Source organism: Agromyces larvae, from assembly GCF_022811705.1.
Lineage (GTDB): Bacteria > Actinomycetota > Actinomycetes > Actinomycetales > Microbacteriaceae > Agromyces > Agromyces larvae.
The window spans coordinates 3182858-3197637 of the sequence record NZ_CP094528.1 but is presented as its reverse complement, the minus strand read 5'-3'; the positions used below and the strand labels follow the sequence as shown (position 1 = coordinate 3197637).

The 14780-nt window shown below is 72.1% G+C and carries 12 protein-coding genes; 4 read left to right on the top strand and 8 right to left on the bottom strand.

Annotation, left to right across the window (positions count from 1 at the left end; all coding sequences use genetic code 11):
* Positions 1-31 precede the first annotated feature (31 nt).
* From iolC to iolD, 4 genes are read left to right on the top strand one after another with little or no spacing between them, the layout of a single operon-like run.
* Positions 32-1066, top strand: coding sequence for a 5-dehydro-2-deoxygluconokinase (gene iolC / locus MTO99_RS15285; RefSeq protein ID WP_243554583.1), 1035 nt, complete (start codon positions 32-34; stop codon positions 1064-1066).
* Positions 1053-1973 carry a Cgl0159 family (beta/alpha)8-fold protein gene (locus MTO99_RS15280; RefSeq protein WP_243554581.1) on the top strand — a complete coding sequence of 307 codons (921 nt, stop codon included), beginning with the start codon at positions 1053-1055 and terminating at the stop codon, positions 1971-1973. Before iolC ends, MTO99_RS15280 begins: the two co-directional genes overlap by 14 nt.
* A complete protein-coding gene (gene iolB, locus MTO99_RS15275) occupies positions 1973-3253 on the top strand; it encodes a 5-deoxy-glucuronate isomerase (RefSeq protein ID WP_354002488.1) in 1281 nt (426 codons plus the stop codon). The genes MTO99_RS15280 and iolB overlap by 1 nt, the downstream gene beginning before the upstream one ends.
* The gene (gene iolD, locus MTO99_RS15270) at positions 3250-5163 is read left to right on the top strand and encodes a 3D-(3,5/4)-trihydroxycyclohexane-1,2-dione acylhydrolase (decyclizing) (protein WP_243554579.1); all 1914 of its coding nucleotides are present in this window, start codon (positions 3250-3252) and stop codon (positions 5161-5163) included. The genes iolB and iolD overlap by 4 nt, the downstream gene beginning before the upstream one ends.
* 42 nt (positions 5164-5205) lie before the next feature.
* On the opposite strand, the gene MTO99_RS15265 is transcribed toward iolD, so the two are convergent.
* The 8 genes from MTO99_RS15265 to MTO99_RS15230 all read right to left on the bottom strand — a co-directional run bounded on the left by MTO99_RS15265 (position 5206) and on the right by MTO99_RS15230 (position 14731).
* Complete coding sequence (locus MTO99_RS15265) at positions 5206-5361, bottom strand: hypothetical protein (RefSeq protein WP_243554571.1); 156 nt, start codon at positions 5359-5361, stop codon at positions 5206-5208.
* A 112-nt stretch (positions 5362-5473) separates the two neighbouring features.
* Positions 5474-6238 carry a GntR family transcriptional regulator gene (locus tag MTO99_RS15260; protein WP_149160418.1) on the bottom strand — a complete coding sequence of 255 codons (765 nt, stop codon included), beginning with the start codon at positions 6236-6238 and terminating at the stop codon, positions 5474-5476.
* 72 nt (positions 6239-6310) lie between these two features.
* Positions 6311-9187, bottom strand: coding sequence for a glycoside hydrolase family 38 N-terminal domain-containing protein (locus MTO99_RS15255; RefSeq protein WP_243554569.1), 2877 nt, complete (start codon positions 9185-9187; stop codon positions 6311-6313).
* 13 nt (positions 9188-9200) lie between these two features.
* Positions 9201-10457, bottom strand: coding sequence for a CehA/McbA family metallohydrolase (locus MTO99_RS15250; RefSeq protein ID WP_243554567.1), 1257 nt, complete (start codon positions 10455-10457; stop codon positions 9201-9203).
* Positions 10454-11530, bottom strand: coding sequence for an ABC transporter ATP-binding protein (locus MTO99_RS15245; RefSeq protein WP_243554558.1), 1077 nt, complete (start codon positions 11528-11530; stop codon positions 10454-10456). Before MTO99_RS15245 ends, MTO99_RS15250 begins: the two co-directional genes overlap by 4 nt.
* A complete protein-coding gene (locus MTO99_RS15240) occupies positions 11530-12387 on the bottom strand; it encodes a carbohydrate ABC transporter permease (protein WP_243554557.1) in 858 nt (285 codons plus the stop codon). The genes MTO99_RS15245 and MTO99_RS15240 overlap by 1 nt, the downstream gene beginning before the upstream one ends.
* A complete protein-coding gene (locus tag MTO99_RS15235) occupies positions 12384-13331 on the bottom strand; it encodes a carbohydrate ABC transporter permease (protein WP_243554556.1) in 948 nt (315 codons plus the stop codon). The genes MTO99_RS15240 and MTO99_RS15235 overlap by 4 nt, the downstream gene beginning before the upstream one ends.
* Complete coding sequence (locus MTO99_RS15230) at positions 13331-14731, bottom strand: extracellular solute-binding protein (protein WP_243554555.1); 1401 nt, start codon at positions 14729-14731, stop codon at positions 13331-13333. The genes MTO99_RS15235 and MTO99_RS15230 overlap by 1 nt, the downstream gene beginning before the upstream one ends.
* Between the last annotated feature and the right edge of the window lie 49 nt (positions 14732-14780).

Genomic DNA, 14780 nt, shown 5'->3' with positions numbered 1-14780 from the left:
CGCGACGAGACGAGGGAGTGCACGTCGACGTATGACGACCTCAGCAGCGCTGGACGTGCTCACGATGGGCCGGATCGGCATCGACCTCTATCCGCTCCAGCTCGAGCACACGCTCGACGAGGTGGAGACGTTCACGCGCTCGCTCGGCGGCAGCGCCGCGAACGTCGCGGTCGCCGCCGCCCGTCACGGTCGCCGATCGGCGATCTTCACCCGCACCGGCGCCGATGCGTTCGGCCGGTTCCTCCGCCGCGAGCTCGAACGGCTGGGCGTGAGCGCGGCGTTCGTCGGGACATCCGATGACCAACTGACGCCGATCACGTTCTGCGAGGTGTTCCCGCCCGACCGCTTCCCGCTCACCTTCTACCGGCGCCCGAAGGCGCCCGACCTCGAGATCACGCCCGACGAGGTGCCGGTCGAAGCCGTGCGCACCGCGCGCATCCACTGGTCGACGGTGACCGGGCTCAGCGAGGAACCCAGTCGCGCCGCCCACCACCGGGCATGGGAGATCCGCGAACGTCGCCCGCTCACCGTGCTCGACCTCGACTACCGGCCGATGTTCTGGTCGTCGATCGACGCCGCGCGGCGCGAGGTCCACCGCGCCCTCGACCGCGTGACCGTCACCGTCGGCAACCTCGAGGAGTGCGAGGTCGCGACCGGCGAACGCGACCCCGAGCGCGCCGCGCGAGCGCTCCTCGACCGCGGCATCGAGCTCGCGGTCGTGAAGCTCGGCCCCGACGGCGTGCTGGCCGCGACCCGCGACGAGACCGTGCACTCCCCCGCGATGCCGGTCGACGTGGTGAACGGGCTCGGCGCGGGCGACGGCTTCGGCGGGGCGCTCTGCCACGGGCTCCTCGCGGGGTGGCCGCTCGAGCGCATCATCCGGTTCGCGAACGCGGCGGGCGCGATCGTCGCGACCCGCCTGGAATGCTCGACGGCCATGCCGTCGACGGCCGAGGTCGACGGCTTCATCGCCGAACGCGGCGACCGCAACGCCGCCGCCGCCGCGGTCGACGCCGCCGCCGCGACCACTGCGACCACGACCGGGGGCACCGATGCCGAGCACTGACGACTGGTTCCTCCATCCCGACCGCTACGCCGAGGTGCGCCGCATCCGGGCCTCCGAGCCCGCCGCGATCGCCGCCGCGCACACCGCGCGCACCCGGCGCCCGCTGCTCGGCGACGACGGGCGGCTCTTCCTCATCGCCGCCGATCACCCGGCGCGCGGGGCGCTCGGCATCGGCGACGACCCGATGGCGATGGCCGACCGCATCCGCATGCTCGACCGGCTGGCGCTCGCACTCAGCCGCCCCGGCGTCGACGGCGTGCTCGGCACCCCCGACGTGATCGACGATCTCGCGCTGCTCGGCGTGCTCGACGGCAAGGTGGTCGCCGGGTCGATGAACCGCGGCGGGCTGCGCGGCGCCGTCTTCGAACTCGACGACCGGTACACGGCGTACGACGTGCCCGCGATCGTGCGCGACCGCCTCGACGTCGCGAAGTGCCTGCTGCGCATCGACCTGCGCGACCCGGCGACCGTGGTCACCCTGGAGGCGACGGCCGCAGCGGTCAGCGCGGCGGCCGCGGCGGAGCTGCCGATCATGCTCGAGCCCTTCATGAGCCGCACCCGGAACGGAGTCGTCGAGAACGACCTCACCGCCGACGCCGTCATCACCGCCGTCGGCATCGCCGCGGCGCTCGGCACCTCGTCGGCGTACAGCTGGATGAAGCTGCCCGTCGTTCCCGACATGGAACGGGTGATGGCCGCGACCACCCTGCCCACCCTGCTGCTCGGCGGCGACCGCGCCGACGACCCGGATGCCGCGTACTCCAGCTGGGAGCACGCGCTCTCGCTGCCCGGGGTGCGCGGGCTTGTGGTCGGCCGCAACCTGCTCGCGCCGCCCGGCGGCGACGTGGCCGCGGCGGTCGACCAGGCCGCCAGGATGGTGCGGCCGGCGATCGCGGAGGCGCGCTGATGGCCCGGCTGAACGAGTGGTTCCACCCGCGCGGCGCGCTCGCACGCGACGGCTGGGATGTGGTGGTGGACGACCGCATCGACGGGTGGCGGTGGACGGGCCTGCGCGTCGGCCGGCTGGACGGCGGGCAACGGCTCACGCTCGACGCCCGGCCGGTGGAACGGATCGTGATCCCGCTGGCCGGGTCGTGCACGGTCGCGGTCGAGGGCGGCGAGGGAGGCGGCGACGGCGACGGCGACGGCGGCACGATCGAGCTCGTCGGCCGCGCCTCCGTCTTCGACGGCCCGACCGACACCTGCTACCTGCCGATCGGCACGGCGGCGACCCTCACCGGCACGGGCACCGTCGCGGTCGCCGAGGCGCGCGCGACCACGCGGCATCCGCTGCGTCGCATCGCCGCCGCCGACGTGCCGGTCGAACTGCGCGGCGGCGGAGCATCCAGCCGTCAGGTGCACAACTTCGGCACGCCCGGCGTGCTGGCCGCCGACCGCATCATCGCGTGCGAGGTGATCACTCCGGCCGGGTGCTGGTCGAGCCATCCGGCGCACAAGCACGACGAGGAGCTGCCCGGGCGCGAGACCCGGCTCGAAGAGATCTACTGGTTCGCGACGGCGGTCGAGCGCGGCCGGATGCCTCGGAGCGATGCCGACCCGGCCGGCTTCTTCGCGACCTCGTCGTCGCCGGCCGGCGAGATCGAGACGCGGGCGCTCGTGCGCACCGGCGACGTCGCGCTCGTGCCGTTCGGGTACCACGGGCCGGCCGCCGCGGCGCCCGGCGCCGACCTGTACTACCTGAACGTGATGGCCGGCCCGGGCGCCGAGCGTGCCTGGTTGATCAGCGACGACCCGACGCAGGCGTGGATCCGCGACGACTGGCCCGCGCAGGGCATCGACCCGCGGCTGCCGTACGGGGTGGCCGTCGAAGGGCCCCCTGAGCCTGTCGAAGGGGAAGGGCTCGCTGAGCCTGTCGAAGGGGAACGGCTCGCTTCGACAAGCTCAGCGAGCGACAAGGTCCCTGAGCCCGTCGAAGGGGAAGGGCCCCCTGAGCCTGTCGAAGGGGAACGGCTCGCTTCGACAAGCTCAGCGAGCAACAAGGTCCCTGAGCCTGTCGAAGGGGAAGCGCCCGCTTCGACCAGCTCAGCGAGCGACAAGGTCCCTGAGCCTGTCGAAGGGGAACGGCCCGCTTCGACAAGCTCAGCGAGCGACAAGGTCCCTGAGCCTGTCGAAGGGCCCGCTTCGACCAGCTCAGCGAGCTCGGAGGACGAAGGGAACAACGGATGACCCGCACCCGCCGCATGACCGTCGCGCAGGCGCTGGTGGCGTTCCTCGCCAACCAGTACACGGTCGACGGCGACCACCGCGAACGCACCGTGCCGGGCGTGCTCGGCATCTTCGGCCACGGCAACGTCGCGGGGCTCGGTCAGGCGCTGCGGCAGGCGCACCTGCTGGAGCCGGGCCTGCTGCCGTTCCGGCAGGGACGCAACGAGCAGGCGCTGGTGCACCAGGCGGTCGGGTTCGCGCGGATGCATCGGCGGCTGGCGACGCTCGCGACCACGGCGTCGGTGGGGCCGGGCTCGGCGAACATGCTGACCGGGGCCGCCCTCGCGACGTCGAACCGACTGCCGGCGCTGCTGCTGCCCAGTGACGTGTTCGCCTCGCGCAGCGCCGACCCGGTGCTGCAGGGGCTGGAGCATCCGCACGATCCGGGCATCCAGGTGACCGACGCGTTCCGTCCGCTCTCGCGGTTCTTCGACCGCGTCGACCGGCCCGAGCAGCTCTTCTCGATCGCGCTCGGCGCGATGCGGGTGCTGACCGATCCCGCCGACACCGGCGCGGTCACCATCGCGCTGCCTGAGGACGTGCAGGCCGAGGCGCTCGACGTGCCGGTCGAGTTCCTCGCCGAACGCGACTGGCACCTGTCACGGCCGCTCCCCCAGCGTGGGCAGCTCGACCGTGCGCTGGCTGCGATCGCTGCGGCGGAGCATCCGCTCATCGTCGCCGGCGGCGGCGTGCTCTACTCGGGCGCCGAAGCGGTGCTCGCCCGATTCGCCGAGCAGACCGGCATCCCGGTCGCGACCACCCAGGCCGGCGGCGGCGCCCTGCCGTGGGATCACCCGCAGTACCTCGGCGGCATCGGCGCCACCGGGTCGACCGCAGCGAACCGGCTCGCGGCCGACGCCGACGTCGTGATCGGCATCGGAACCCGATGGAGCGACTTCACGACCGCGAGCCGCACGGCGTTCCGGCATCCCGAGGTGCGATTCGTGAACGTCAACGTCGCCGCGGTCGACGCGTTCAAGCACGGCAGCCGCCTGCCGGTGCTCGCCGACGCCCGCGAAGCGCTGGACGCGTTCGCCGAGGGTCTGTCGCGGTACCGGGTCGCCTCTGCGTACGCCGAGCACATCGACCGCGAGCGTTCCACGTGGAACGCAACCGTCGACGCCGCCCTCGCCCCGACCGGGCGCGAACTGCCGACGCAGGCCGAGGTGATCGGCGCCGTGCACGAGGCATCCGATGCCCGTGATGTGCTCGTGCAGGCCGCCGGCTCCCTGCCCGGCGATCTGCACAAGCTGTGGCGGGTGCGCGACCCGCTCGGCTACCACGTCGAGTACGCCTTCTCGACGATGGGGTACGAGATCGCCGGCGGGCTCGGAGCGAAGCGCGGGCTGCTCGCCGCCGGAGACGACCGCGACGTGATCGTGCTCGTCGGCGACGGCTCGTACCTCATGCTGCACTCCGAGCTCGTGACCGCGGTCGCCGAGGGCATCAAACTCATCGTCGTCATCGTGCAGAACCACGGCTACGCGTCGATCGGCCGGCTGTCGGAGAGCGTCGGCACCGACCGGTTCGGCACCTGGTACGGACAGGTCGACCCGACCGCGCCCGATCTGCGCGCGGCCGAGCCGCCCGCCATCGACCTCGCGGCGAACGCCCGCAGCTACGGCGTCGACGTGATCGATGTCGCCCCCGGCCCCGATGTGGCCGCCCGCCTCGCCGAGGCCGTGCGAGCCGCGAAGCGCTCGGTGACCTCGACCGTCATCCACGTCGAGGTCGACCCGCTGCCCGACGCGCCCGACGGCGAGGGCTGGTGGGAGGTGCCGCCGGCCGAGGTCGCAGAGCTCGACAACGCGCGCGCGGCGCGCGAGCGGTACGACCAGGAGCGGGGTCGGCAACGGCCGCTGCTGGGGTGACCCCGGTGGTCGCGCCGCGCGCCGCGCGCGCCCCTCTGCTCGCTAGCGGGCGAGGTACTCGTCGAGGGTGTGGATGTACTCCTCGTCGCCCGGATAGTCGACCCCGAGGAACTCGGTCGGGCCGCTGGCCCGCCGAGACGTGGCGACCTTCGGCCGGACGCTCCCAGAGCAGGTCGTGCACGTGAGAACGGTACGCAATTCAGGTCGGGAGTCGGCGTGTCGCCGCGACACGCCGAGCGGATGCCACGACACGCCGGTGCGCTCCTGAATTGCGTACATCGGGGAGGGCGGGGTCGGGTGCCGGAGACCGCTAGCGCTCCACCAGCGTCACCTCGAACGCGTACCGGTCGGGGCGGTAGCAGTGCTGGCCGTACTCGACGGCCACGCCGGCGTTGTCGAACGCGGTGCGCGACATCGTGAGGATCGCCGCGCCGCGGCGCAGGTCGAGCAGGTCGGCCTCCTGCGCGGTCGCGGCGCGTGCGCCGATGCGCTGTTTGGCGACGCGCATCGTGACGCCTCGGGCGCGCAGCAGTTGGTACAGCCCGTGCCGTTCGAGGTCGTCGCGCTCGAGGTCGGCGTAGGCGGCGGGCAGCACGTTGTCGAGGATCGCGAGCGGCACGCCGTCGGCGAACCGCAGGCGGCGGATGTGCAGCGTCGGGCTGCCGACCGGCACGCCCAGGGCCTCGGCGACCCGCTCGTCGGCGGTCGCGGACGCGACGTCGAGCACGGTGGTCGTCGGCTCCTGCCCGGCGCGTTCGAGGTCTTCGTAGAGGCTGGTCAGCTCGACGTTGCGGGTGACGCGTCCGTGCACGACCTGGGTGCCGATGCCGCGGCGCCGCACGAGCAGACCCTGGTCGACGAGGTCTTGGATGGCCCGGCGGATCGTCGGCCGCGACAGCCCCAGCCGGCTCGCGAGCGCGACCTCGTTCTCGAGGCGCGCACCGGCCGGCAGGGTCTCGTCGCGGATCGCCTGCTCGAGGCGCTGCGCCACCTGGTAGTACAGCGGCACCGGGCCCGAGCGGTCGAGGTCGAGGAACAGCTCGACGGGGAGCCGCTGCTCGGGGAGCTGTGCCATGTGGCCTCCAGAATGTCCGAATGTGGTGACAGTAGACGGGTGGACGTGCCGCGGTGCACCGCGGCACCGCGCTCACCCCCGATCTGGGGCGCTCCCGCGGCTCCGGAACGTCTCGATCCGCGCCGGACCCATCATGAACCCGGTGAGATCCACATCACGCTCGATGACGCGCCCGGTCAGGTCGGTGCGATCCCAGATTCCGGATGCCACGGCGGCGAGCCGCGCGGGCGAGGCGCCGTAGTTCACGAAGCGGGCCTCGAGCACACCGCCCTCGACCCACCGATACGACTCGAGCACGACCGATCCGCCGACCTCGAGCACCGAGACATCCGGAAGCCCTGCCGCGTCGGCCGCACCGCCCGCGCCCGCGACGCCGCCGACCACCGCCGGGCCGCCGCGCGTACCGCGCGCGACCTCGGGCTCGCTGCGCAGCAGCTCGGCCCAGCGCGGTGCGTCGGCCGCAGCCCAGCCGTCGGGCGACGGCAGCACCGCGAGTTCGGTGCGCACGCGCGCGCCGAGGTACTGCGCGCCGGGCACCGGGAACTGCGCTCCGGCGGGCTCGTCGCGAAGGGGATGGATGTTCACGCTCATGAGGCCCACCGAGCGCACGAGGGTGAGGGCCAGGGCGTCCTGGCCGGATGCCTCGTCGGCGACGAGCTCGTACTCGGAGTGCTTCGTGACGAGGAGGGTCGCCGCCCCGGCCGCGGCGAACCGGGCGGCCGGGAACGTCGGCAGGGGGAACTCGCCCCAGCCGCCCTCACCGGATCGCCCGCGCTCGGTCACCGCGTACTGGCCGGCCGCCGCCGAGGTCGGCAGGTCGCTCGCACCGGTCGGTACGAGCAGCCGCAGGCGGTGGTCGGCGGCGAGGTTCGTGAACTCGACCGCGACCCGCAGCATCGGCTCGCCCTCGCGCAGCTCGAGCACGGTGTCGACGTCGAGCGGCACCGGCGCCGCAGCGCGGCGGTCGGGGTCGGTCGCATCGATCGAGGCGGGCAGGGTGTAGCGCCGCCGCACGAGTACCCGGCCGCGAATCGGCCCCGACTCGAGCACCGTGATCTCGACCGCGTCGGGGGTGTCGACGACGGTGCCGGCCGCCATCGGGCCGTAGTTGTACGAGTCGCCGCGGTCGCCCTCGTCGACGAGTCGCAGCACGTCGTCGAGCACGGTGCGCTCGCCGCCCGCCCCGCCCACCGTCTCGATGCGCACCGAGCCGGTCTCGCCGACGACGACCGAGAGCGACGCGTTCGCGAGCGTCCGCCCGTCGGCGCCGACCCGCACGACGTCGCCACCCGCATGCCCGAGCGAGCTCGCCGTCGCGGGGTCGACCTCGACCGCGGCGAGCCCGCCGACATCGACCCCGACGATCGCCCGCCGCCGCGGCGCCGCGATGATCTCGACCCGCCAGGTGCGGGCGTCGTCGGGGTCGCTCGCGATGCGTCGTTCGAGTTCGGCGACGAACGCGGCGAGGTCGAAGTCGCCGACCGGCGCCTCGGCGACGTCGAACCGCAGGCCCTCGTCGGTGAACCGCCAGTCGTTGATGAGCTGACCGAACAGCTCGCGCCCGTGGATGCGGGCGAGCAGCCGGCGCAGGTCGGAGGTCCGCATCACCTCGTCGCCCAGCACCTCGGGGAACCCGTCGAGCAGCTGCACGCCCGAGCCGAGCTCGCGTCGCGCGGGGTCGTCGAGCCGCACCTCGACGTGGGCGCGACGCGCGAACCCGGCGGGGTTGGCGACGACGAACCGCTCGGGCGGCACCGCGGCCGCGAGCCGCTCCATGGTGCGCAGCACGACGCCGCGCGCGACATGCGCCGCGGTCGCGAGCCGGTTCTCGACCTCGTCGGCCGTGGTGTCGACCCCGCAGCCGGTCACCGAGTCGTGGGCGGTGGACTCCACCAGGCGGTACCACGCGGTGTCGAAGAACGCGCGGTGATCGTCGGCGCCGAATGCGGCGTCGAGCCGTTCAGCGACCGAGAGCCGGCGCTCGGCGTCGGCCATCGCACGCTTCAGGTTCGTGCGGATCGAGAAGACGCCGGGCAGCAGGTTGCCGCGTGCGTGCGAGCGCAGCTCGCCGTCGACGGCGGGCCATCCGTCGAGCGCGGCGTCGTCGCCGGCATCCCACTCGGGCGCGACCCGGCGCACGTACCCCTCGATCGTGTCGACCGACAGCCGAGTCGAGATGCCGGCATCCGTCGCGGCGCCGACGACCTCGATCAGATCGGCGGGAGGGGCGCTGTGGTCGGTGCCGAGCATGCCGAGAATGGGGTCGCTGCCGTACCAACTCGCGATCGACCGCCCATACTCGGCGACGAGCTGTTCGAGCTGACCGGGCAGCGCGAACAGGTCGAGCGCGTTGCCGTACCCGTCGAGCAGATACTCGGTGCGCACGACCGACCCGTCGGGCGAGCGCCAGGCGAACGCGTGCCGGTCGACGCGCGCGGGCACGCCGCGCCAGAGTGCCGCGTGCCGGATGCCGAACCCGCGCAGCAGCTGCGGCATCTGCGCGGCGTGCCCGAACATGTCGGGCAGGTACCCGACCCGCATCTCGGGGCCGATGCGACGGCTCGACTTCAGACCGAGCTCGAGGTTGCGCACGATGGTCTCGCCGTCGCAGAGGAACTCGTCGAGCAGGATCAGGAACGGCCCGATCGCGAGCTGCCCGCGTTCGACCGCCGCCGCGACCCGGTCACGCTGCTCGGGACGGATCTCGAGGTAGTCGTCGACCGCGGCGGCCTGTCCGTCGAGCGTGAACCGATAGTCGGGATTCCGCTCGAGCGTGGTGAACAGCCGGTCGAGCATGTGGACGAGCCGCAGGCGGAACACGTCGTGCGGCTCGTACCACTCGCGATCCCAGTGGGTGTGCGGCACGATCACGAGTTCGTCGGGTGCGGGCATCGTCGGTTCCTCGGTCTTTCGCGTGGAGTCGGCGGTCGGGTTGGTCGGCTGGGTCATTGCGGATGCTCCGTCAGGCGCTGAGGGCGAGGATGCGCCGATCCGAGTCGGCGAGGTGGAAGGGGCCGTCGGCGCGGTCGAGGGTGAATCCGGCGCGTGCGCCGCGGACCATCCGTCGCCGGCCGGCACCGTCGACGAGGATCAGCCCGTCGGCGTCGACCGCGACGAGCTCGTCGCCGACGCGCACCAGCGCGGGCGCGGCCATGAGCTGCGGCACGCCGACGCCGTCGACCAGCTCGGCCGCGCCGGTCACCGCCGTGCGGCCGAGCCGCACGCCCTCGAGGATCGCCTCGGCCGAGTCGTCCTCCGCGGCCACCCACGTCGTCGGCGTGCCCGGGCGCTGCGGCTCCTCGGGCAGGTGGAAGTCGCTGCCGCCCAGCAGCGTCGCCCCCTGCGGCCAGGTGCGGAACCACGCGAACGGCGCCGTCGAGATGAGCTCGAGGTACCAGGTGGCGTGCCAGAGTTCGACGGCGGCGGGCCGGCGCTCGAGGCGGTGCACCCACGAGCAGTCGCCCGAGATCGGGTGGTTGATGCTCAGGATGCCACCGCGACGCTCGACCTCGTCGACCCAGTGCTGGGCGGGCCGACGGAAGTCGATCCATCCGATGTCACCGAAGGCGTTCGCGTGCCCGAGGTGGGTGGTGACCTCCTGGCCCGGCAGCAGCGTGATCCCGTGCGTCGCGCCCTCCGCGGCCAGGTGGGCATGATGGCTCACGGTGTTGTGGTCGGTCACGGCGAGGAAGTCGAGACCGGATGCCACGCCCAGCGTCGCGAGCCCGCCGATGGGCAGCCGCCCGTCGGAGTGCACCGTGTGCCCGTGGAAGTCGCCCGCGAACCAGGTGAGCCCCGGCTCCGCCGGCAGCCCGCGGTCGCTGCCGCGCACGGTGCGCGCGACCGGCGGCACCGCCTCGGGCCGGGGCGCCGGCCTGGTCGCCGGCAGGCTGATCGTGACATCCACGTCGACGCCCGCCGCCGGAACGCGGTGCAAGCCCAGCACGACCTTCCAGATCCCCGGCTCGGGGGCGCCGGGAAGATACCCGGGGGTCGCGGCATCCGCCTCGATGACGTAGTCGGTGCGCGCCCCGCCCGACCAGCCGCGCCATCCGGCCGCGCCCTCGCAGCCGAGGTCGATGCCGGCGACCGAGCCGTCGAAGTCGATCGACACCTCGATCGAGGGCGTGCCAGGGGGCACCTCGAACGGCACCTCGTGGTAGCGGTCGTCGTTCTGCAGCTCGGGTGTCACCCGGATGCGCTCGCGGATCACGCTCATCGGCCGATGCGCTCCGTCGACTCGGCGTCGAAGAGCAGCGTCTTCGCCGTCTGCGGCACGAGCCATCCGGCCGACCCGGGCTCGAGTTCGGTGTCCTCGGGCACGACCACCTGGATGCGATGCTCGCCCGCGTGGGCGGCCACGAGCAGGCTCGCACCCAGGTTCTCGACCACGCTCACCTCGGCGGCGATCGCGCCCGGCTCCTCGGTCGCCGACCAGCGCAGGTACTCGGGGCGCACGCCCCAGATCACCCGCTGGCCTTCGGTCACCGCACCCTCGGCGTCGGGCGGCAACGGCACGCGCGTGCCGTTCACATCGACCGCGCCGCCCACGACACGCGCCGGCACCAGGTTCATCGGGTTCGAGCCGATGAACCCGGCCACGAACGTGTTGTTCGGCCGCTGGAACACCTCGCGCGGCGTGCCGATCTGCTGCAGCTTGCCCTGCTTCATGACCGCGATGCGGTCGGCGAGCGCGAGCGCCTCGGCCTGGTCGTGTGTGACGAACACCGTCGTCACGCCGAGGTCGCGCTGCAGCTCCTTCAGGAAGGTGCGCGCCTCGAGTCGCAGCCGGGCGTCGAGGTTCGACAGCGGCTCGTCGAGCAGCAGCACGTCGGGCCGGGTGGCGACCGCGCGCGCGAGCGCGACGCGCTGCTGCTGCCCGCCCGAGAGCTGACCGGGCCGGCGCTCGGTGAGCCCCTGCAGGCTCAGCCCGTCGGCGACCTCGGTGGCCTTCGCCCGGCGTTCGTCGCGCTTCACGCGCTTGATCCGCAGCGGGTACGCGATGTTGTCCGCGACATCCATGTGGGGGAAGAGCGCGTAGTCCTGGAAGACCATCGCGACGCCGCGCACGCCGGGCTCGGCGTTCGTGACATCCCGGTCGCCGATCACGAGGGTGCCCCCCGTGATCGCCTCGAGCCCAGCGATCGAGCGCAGCAGGGTGGTCTTGCCGCAGCCCGACGGGCCGAGCAGGGCGAAGAACTCGCCGTCGCGGATCTCGACGTCGACCTCGTCGACGCCGCGAACCCCGCCGGGGTACTCCTTGACGAGTTGGGTGGCGGTGATGCCGGCCATCAGGACTTGATACCTCCATGGAAGCGGAAACCGAAACGTCGGTTGACGACGAAGTAGATCACGAGCACCGGCAGCGAGAACAGCAGGGCGAACGTCGAGATGAGGCGCAGGTCGGCCTGGCCGCTCTCGGTGTAGAAGGTGTACATCAGCACCGCCGCCGGCTGCAGGTCGGGGCTGCGCAGCAGGATGAACGGCACCAGGAAGTTGCTCCACACCTGCACGATCGTCCAGATCGCGATGAACGCGAGCCCCGGCCGGGCGATCGGCGCCACCACGTCGCGCAGAATGCGGAACGGCCCCGCACCGTAGAGCCGCGCCGACTCCTCGTACGACTTCGGGATCGAATCCATGAAGTCCTTCAGGATGAAGATCACGGTCGGCAGGATGCCGCCGGCCAGCACCAGCAGCACGCCGACGTAGTTGTTGATCAACCCGAGCTGCGTGATGATCTGGAACGTCGGCACCATCGCCGCGGTGCCCGTCACGATCGACGAGAGCAGCAGCAGCCCGTAGAGGATGCCGTCGCGGCCCGGGATGCGGATACGGCTCATCGCGTACGCCGCGAGCGCACCCAGCACGATGACGATCAGCATCGTGCCGACGCCCAGCAGCAGCGAGTTGCCGATCGAGCGCAGCGCGTACGGGTTCTCGGCGAGCCGGGCGAAGTTGTCGAGCGTCCAGTCGGGCCACTCGAGCGAGAGCGTCGGAGTCGCGTCGAACGGCGCCAGCACCAGCCACACCATCGGCAGCGCGAACGCCAGCCCGACGAACGTGATGACGACGGTGAAGAGCACCCGGGAGACGAAGTACCGCACGCTGCGGTTCCGGGCGACCGTGCGGACCGGGGTCGCGCTCATCGCTTCCTCCTTCCCTGCCGGCGGCCCTGCGCGACGCGCACGTAGCCGAGCGCGATCACCAGGTTGATCAGCAGCATGATGAGCGAGATCGCCGCGCCCATGCCGAGCTGCCCGCCCGGGATGGCCGTCTTGTAGATGTACACCGACAGGATCTCGGTCTTGCCGTTCGGTCCGCCCGCGGTGACGAGGTACGGCGTGAACGTGTTGAACGTCCACAGCGTGATGAGCAGCGTGTTCGTGAGGATGTGCCCCTTGATGTTCGGCACGATCACGTCGCGCAGCTGCTGCCACTGCGACGCGCCGACCATCTTGGCGCTCTCGATCTGCGTGGGCGGCACGGCGCTCAGCGCCGACGAGAACAACTGCATCGAGAACGCGGTGCCGACCCAGATGTTGAAGAGGATGATCGCCTCCATCGGGTGGTCGATCAGCCACGCGGTGCCCTGGATGCCGAACAGCTCGTTGACCGTGCCCGACCGCCGGTCGAGCAGCGCGAGCCACAGGAACGACGCCACCGACGCCGGGATCACCCAGGCTGCGAGCACGAGGCCCTCGATGAGCCCCTTCGCCCAGCCGCGCAGGTCGCGGATCGACCAGGCCAGTCCGAAGCCGATGAGCGTCTGGCCGATGATGCCCGACCCGATCACGAAGATCAGGGTGAGCCAGAGCGAGTTCCAGAAGTCGCCGTCGGTGAGCGCGTCGATGTAGTTGTCGAGGCCGACGAACTCGGGCGACGCGGCCTGCAGGCCCGTCAACCGGTAGTCGGTCATGCCCAGCCAGATGGTCCACAGGGCCGGGAAGAGCAGGAACACGCCGATCAGGATCAACCCGGGCGCGACGAACAGCCCGGCACGCAGGGTGCCGAGACCGGCGACGTCGTCGGCCCGCCGCCGGCGGGGAGCAGTCGCGCTCCCCGCCGGCGGCATGGTGGTGCTCGTCGTCATCAGTTGCCCGAGATCGCGTCATCCCCGACGATGTCGCTGAGCGAGTCGACGTAGTCGGCCAGGGCATCGTCCACACTGGTGCCCGACACCACGTCGAGCGACGCCTGCTGCAGCGCCGTCGAAACCTGCGGGTACGCGGCGAGCGGCGGACGGTACGCGGTGATCGGCAGCACCTCTTCGCTCACGAACGTGAGCATCGGGTCGTCGGCGAGCATCTTGTCGTTGACATCGGTTCGGGGCGTGATCGAGAGCGTGCCCGCGTTGCGGGCCTCGAATGCGTCGGCCGAGTTCATGAACGCGAGCAGCTCCCAGGCCAGTTCGGGGTGGTCGCTGTTCGGGTTGAGGACACGGCCCGTGCCGCCCGACATCGACACGAAGTCCTGGTCCTTGATGCCCGAGCCGGGCTCCTTCGCGGGGATCTTCGTGTAACCGACGACGGTGTCGCGGTCGGCCATCGGCGCGGTGCCCACGCCCTCGGCGGGGTTGATGACGCTCCGCCAGAAGTAGTCGCCCTCGAGCAGGATGCCGATCTGGTTCGCCGCGAAGAGCTGGAACGAGGTGTCGCGACCCGCGGCCTCCTGCTGGAGCACGGCGTCGCCGAGGCCCTCGTCGATGTAGATCGTCTTGTACAGGTCGAGCACGTCGCGCAGGCCGTCGGTGTCGCCGACCCACTTGCCGTCCTCGTAGACCTGCTCGCCGGTGCCCACGAGCATCGGCAGCAGCCCCTGCATCGTGGTGGCCTCGCCCATCGCGGTGCCCGCGTTCAGCTGGATCGGGGTGACCCCGTCGAGCTTCTTCAGTTCGCGCGCCGCGTCGAGCACGTCGGCCCAGCTCTCGGGCTGCCAGTCGGCGGGCAGGCCCGCCTGCTCGAACAGCGCCTTGTTGTAGTAGAGCACCCGGCCGTCGGCGCCCTGCGGCACGCCGTACCGCTCACCGTCGAACGACAGCGCCGACTGCACGGCGTCGGGGATCTGGTCCCAGCCGTCCCAGCCGTCGACGGCGTCGCCGCCGACCTCGGCGAGGGGCTTGATGTACCCGGCCTCGGCGAACTCGCCGACCCAGATGCCGTCCATGCCGATGATGTCGGCACCCTCGCCCGACTGCAGGTCGAGGGCGATCTTCGTCTTGTAGTTCTCGTCGTCGACGCCCTGCGGCTCGAACTGAACGGTGACGTCCTTGCCGTCCGCCTCCATCGCGGCCTCGAACTCGGGGATCACCCAGTCGGCGATCCAGTCGGCCTCGGCCGCGTTCTTGCCGCCGGTGATGGCGTTGGTGGTGATGGTGAGCGTGACCGGCCCGTCGTCGGTGGTTTCGGGCTCGGCACTCGAGCAGCCCGCGAGCAGGAGTGCTCCTGCCGCCGTGAGCGCCAGCGCGGCGGTGGTTCGCCTCTGGTGGATCATCTTCGACCTCTCTCTCGGTGCGACCGGCCCGGATGGGGCCGACGTGGTG

Coding starts and splice junctions, on each gene's coding strand:
- iolC (WP_243554583.1), top strand. CDS start 32: ATGACGACCTCAGCAGCGCTGGACGTGCTCACGATGGGCCGGATCGGC.
- MTO99_RS15280 (WP_243554581.1), top strand. CDS start 1,053: ATGCCGAGCACTGACGACTGGTTCCTCCATCCCGACCGCTACGCCGAG.
- iolB (WP_354002488.1), top strand. CDS start 1,973: ATGGCCCGGCTGAACGAGTGGTTCCACCCGCGCGGCGCGCTCGCACGC.
- iolD (WP_243554579.1), top strand. CDS start 3,250: ATGACCCGCACCCGCCGCATGACCGTCGCGCAGGCGCTGGTGGCGTTC.
- MTO99_RS15260 (WP_149160418.1), bottom strand. CDS start 6,238: ATGGCACAGCTCCCCGAGCAGCGGCTCCCCGTCGAGCTGTTCCTCGAC.
- MTO99_RS15255 (WP_243554569.1), bottom strand. CDS start 9,187: ATGACCCAGCCGACCAACCCGACCGCCGACTCCACGCGAAAGACCGAG.
- MTO99_RS15250 (WP_243554567.1), bottom strand. CDS start 10,457: ATGAGCGTGATCCGCGAGCGCATCCGGGTGACACCCGAGCTGCAGAAC.
- MTO99_RS15245 (WP_243554558.1), bottom strand. CDS start 11,530: ATGGCCGGCATCACCGCCACCCAACTCGTCAAGGAGTACCCCGGCGGG.
- MTO99_RS15240 (WP_243554557.1), bottom strand. CDS start 12,387: ATGAGCGCGACCCCGGTCCGCACGGTCGCCCGGAACCGCAGCGTGCGG.
- MTO99_RS15235 (WP_243554556.1), bottom strand. CDS start 13,331: ATGACGACGAGCACCACCATGCCGCCGGCGGGGAGCGCGACTGCTCCC.
- MTO99_RS15230 (WP_243554555.1), bottom strand. CDS start 14,731: ATGATCCACCAGAGGCGAACCACCGCCGCGCTGGCGCTCACGGCGGCA.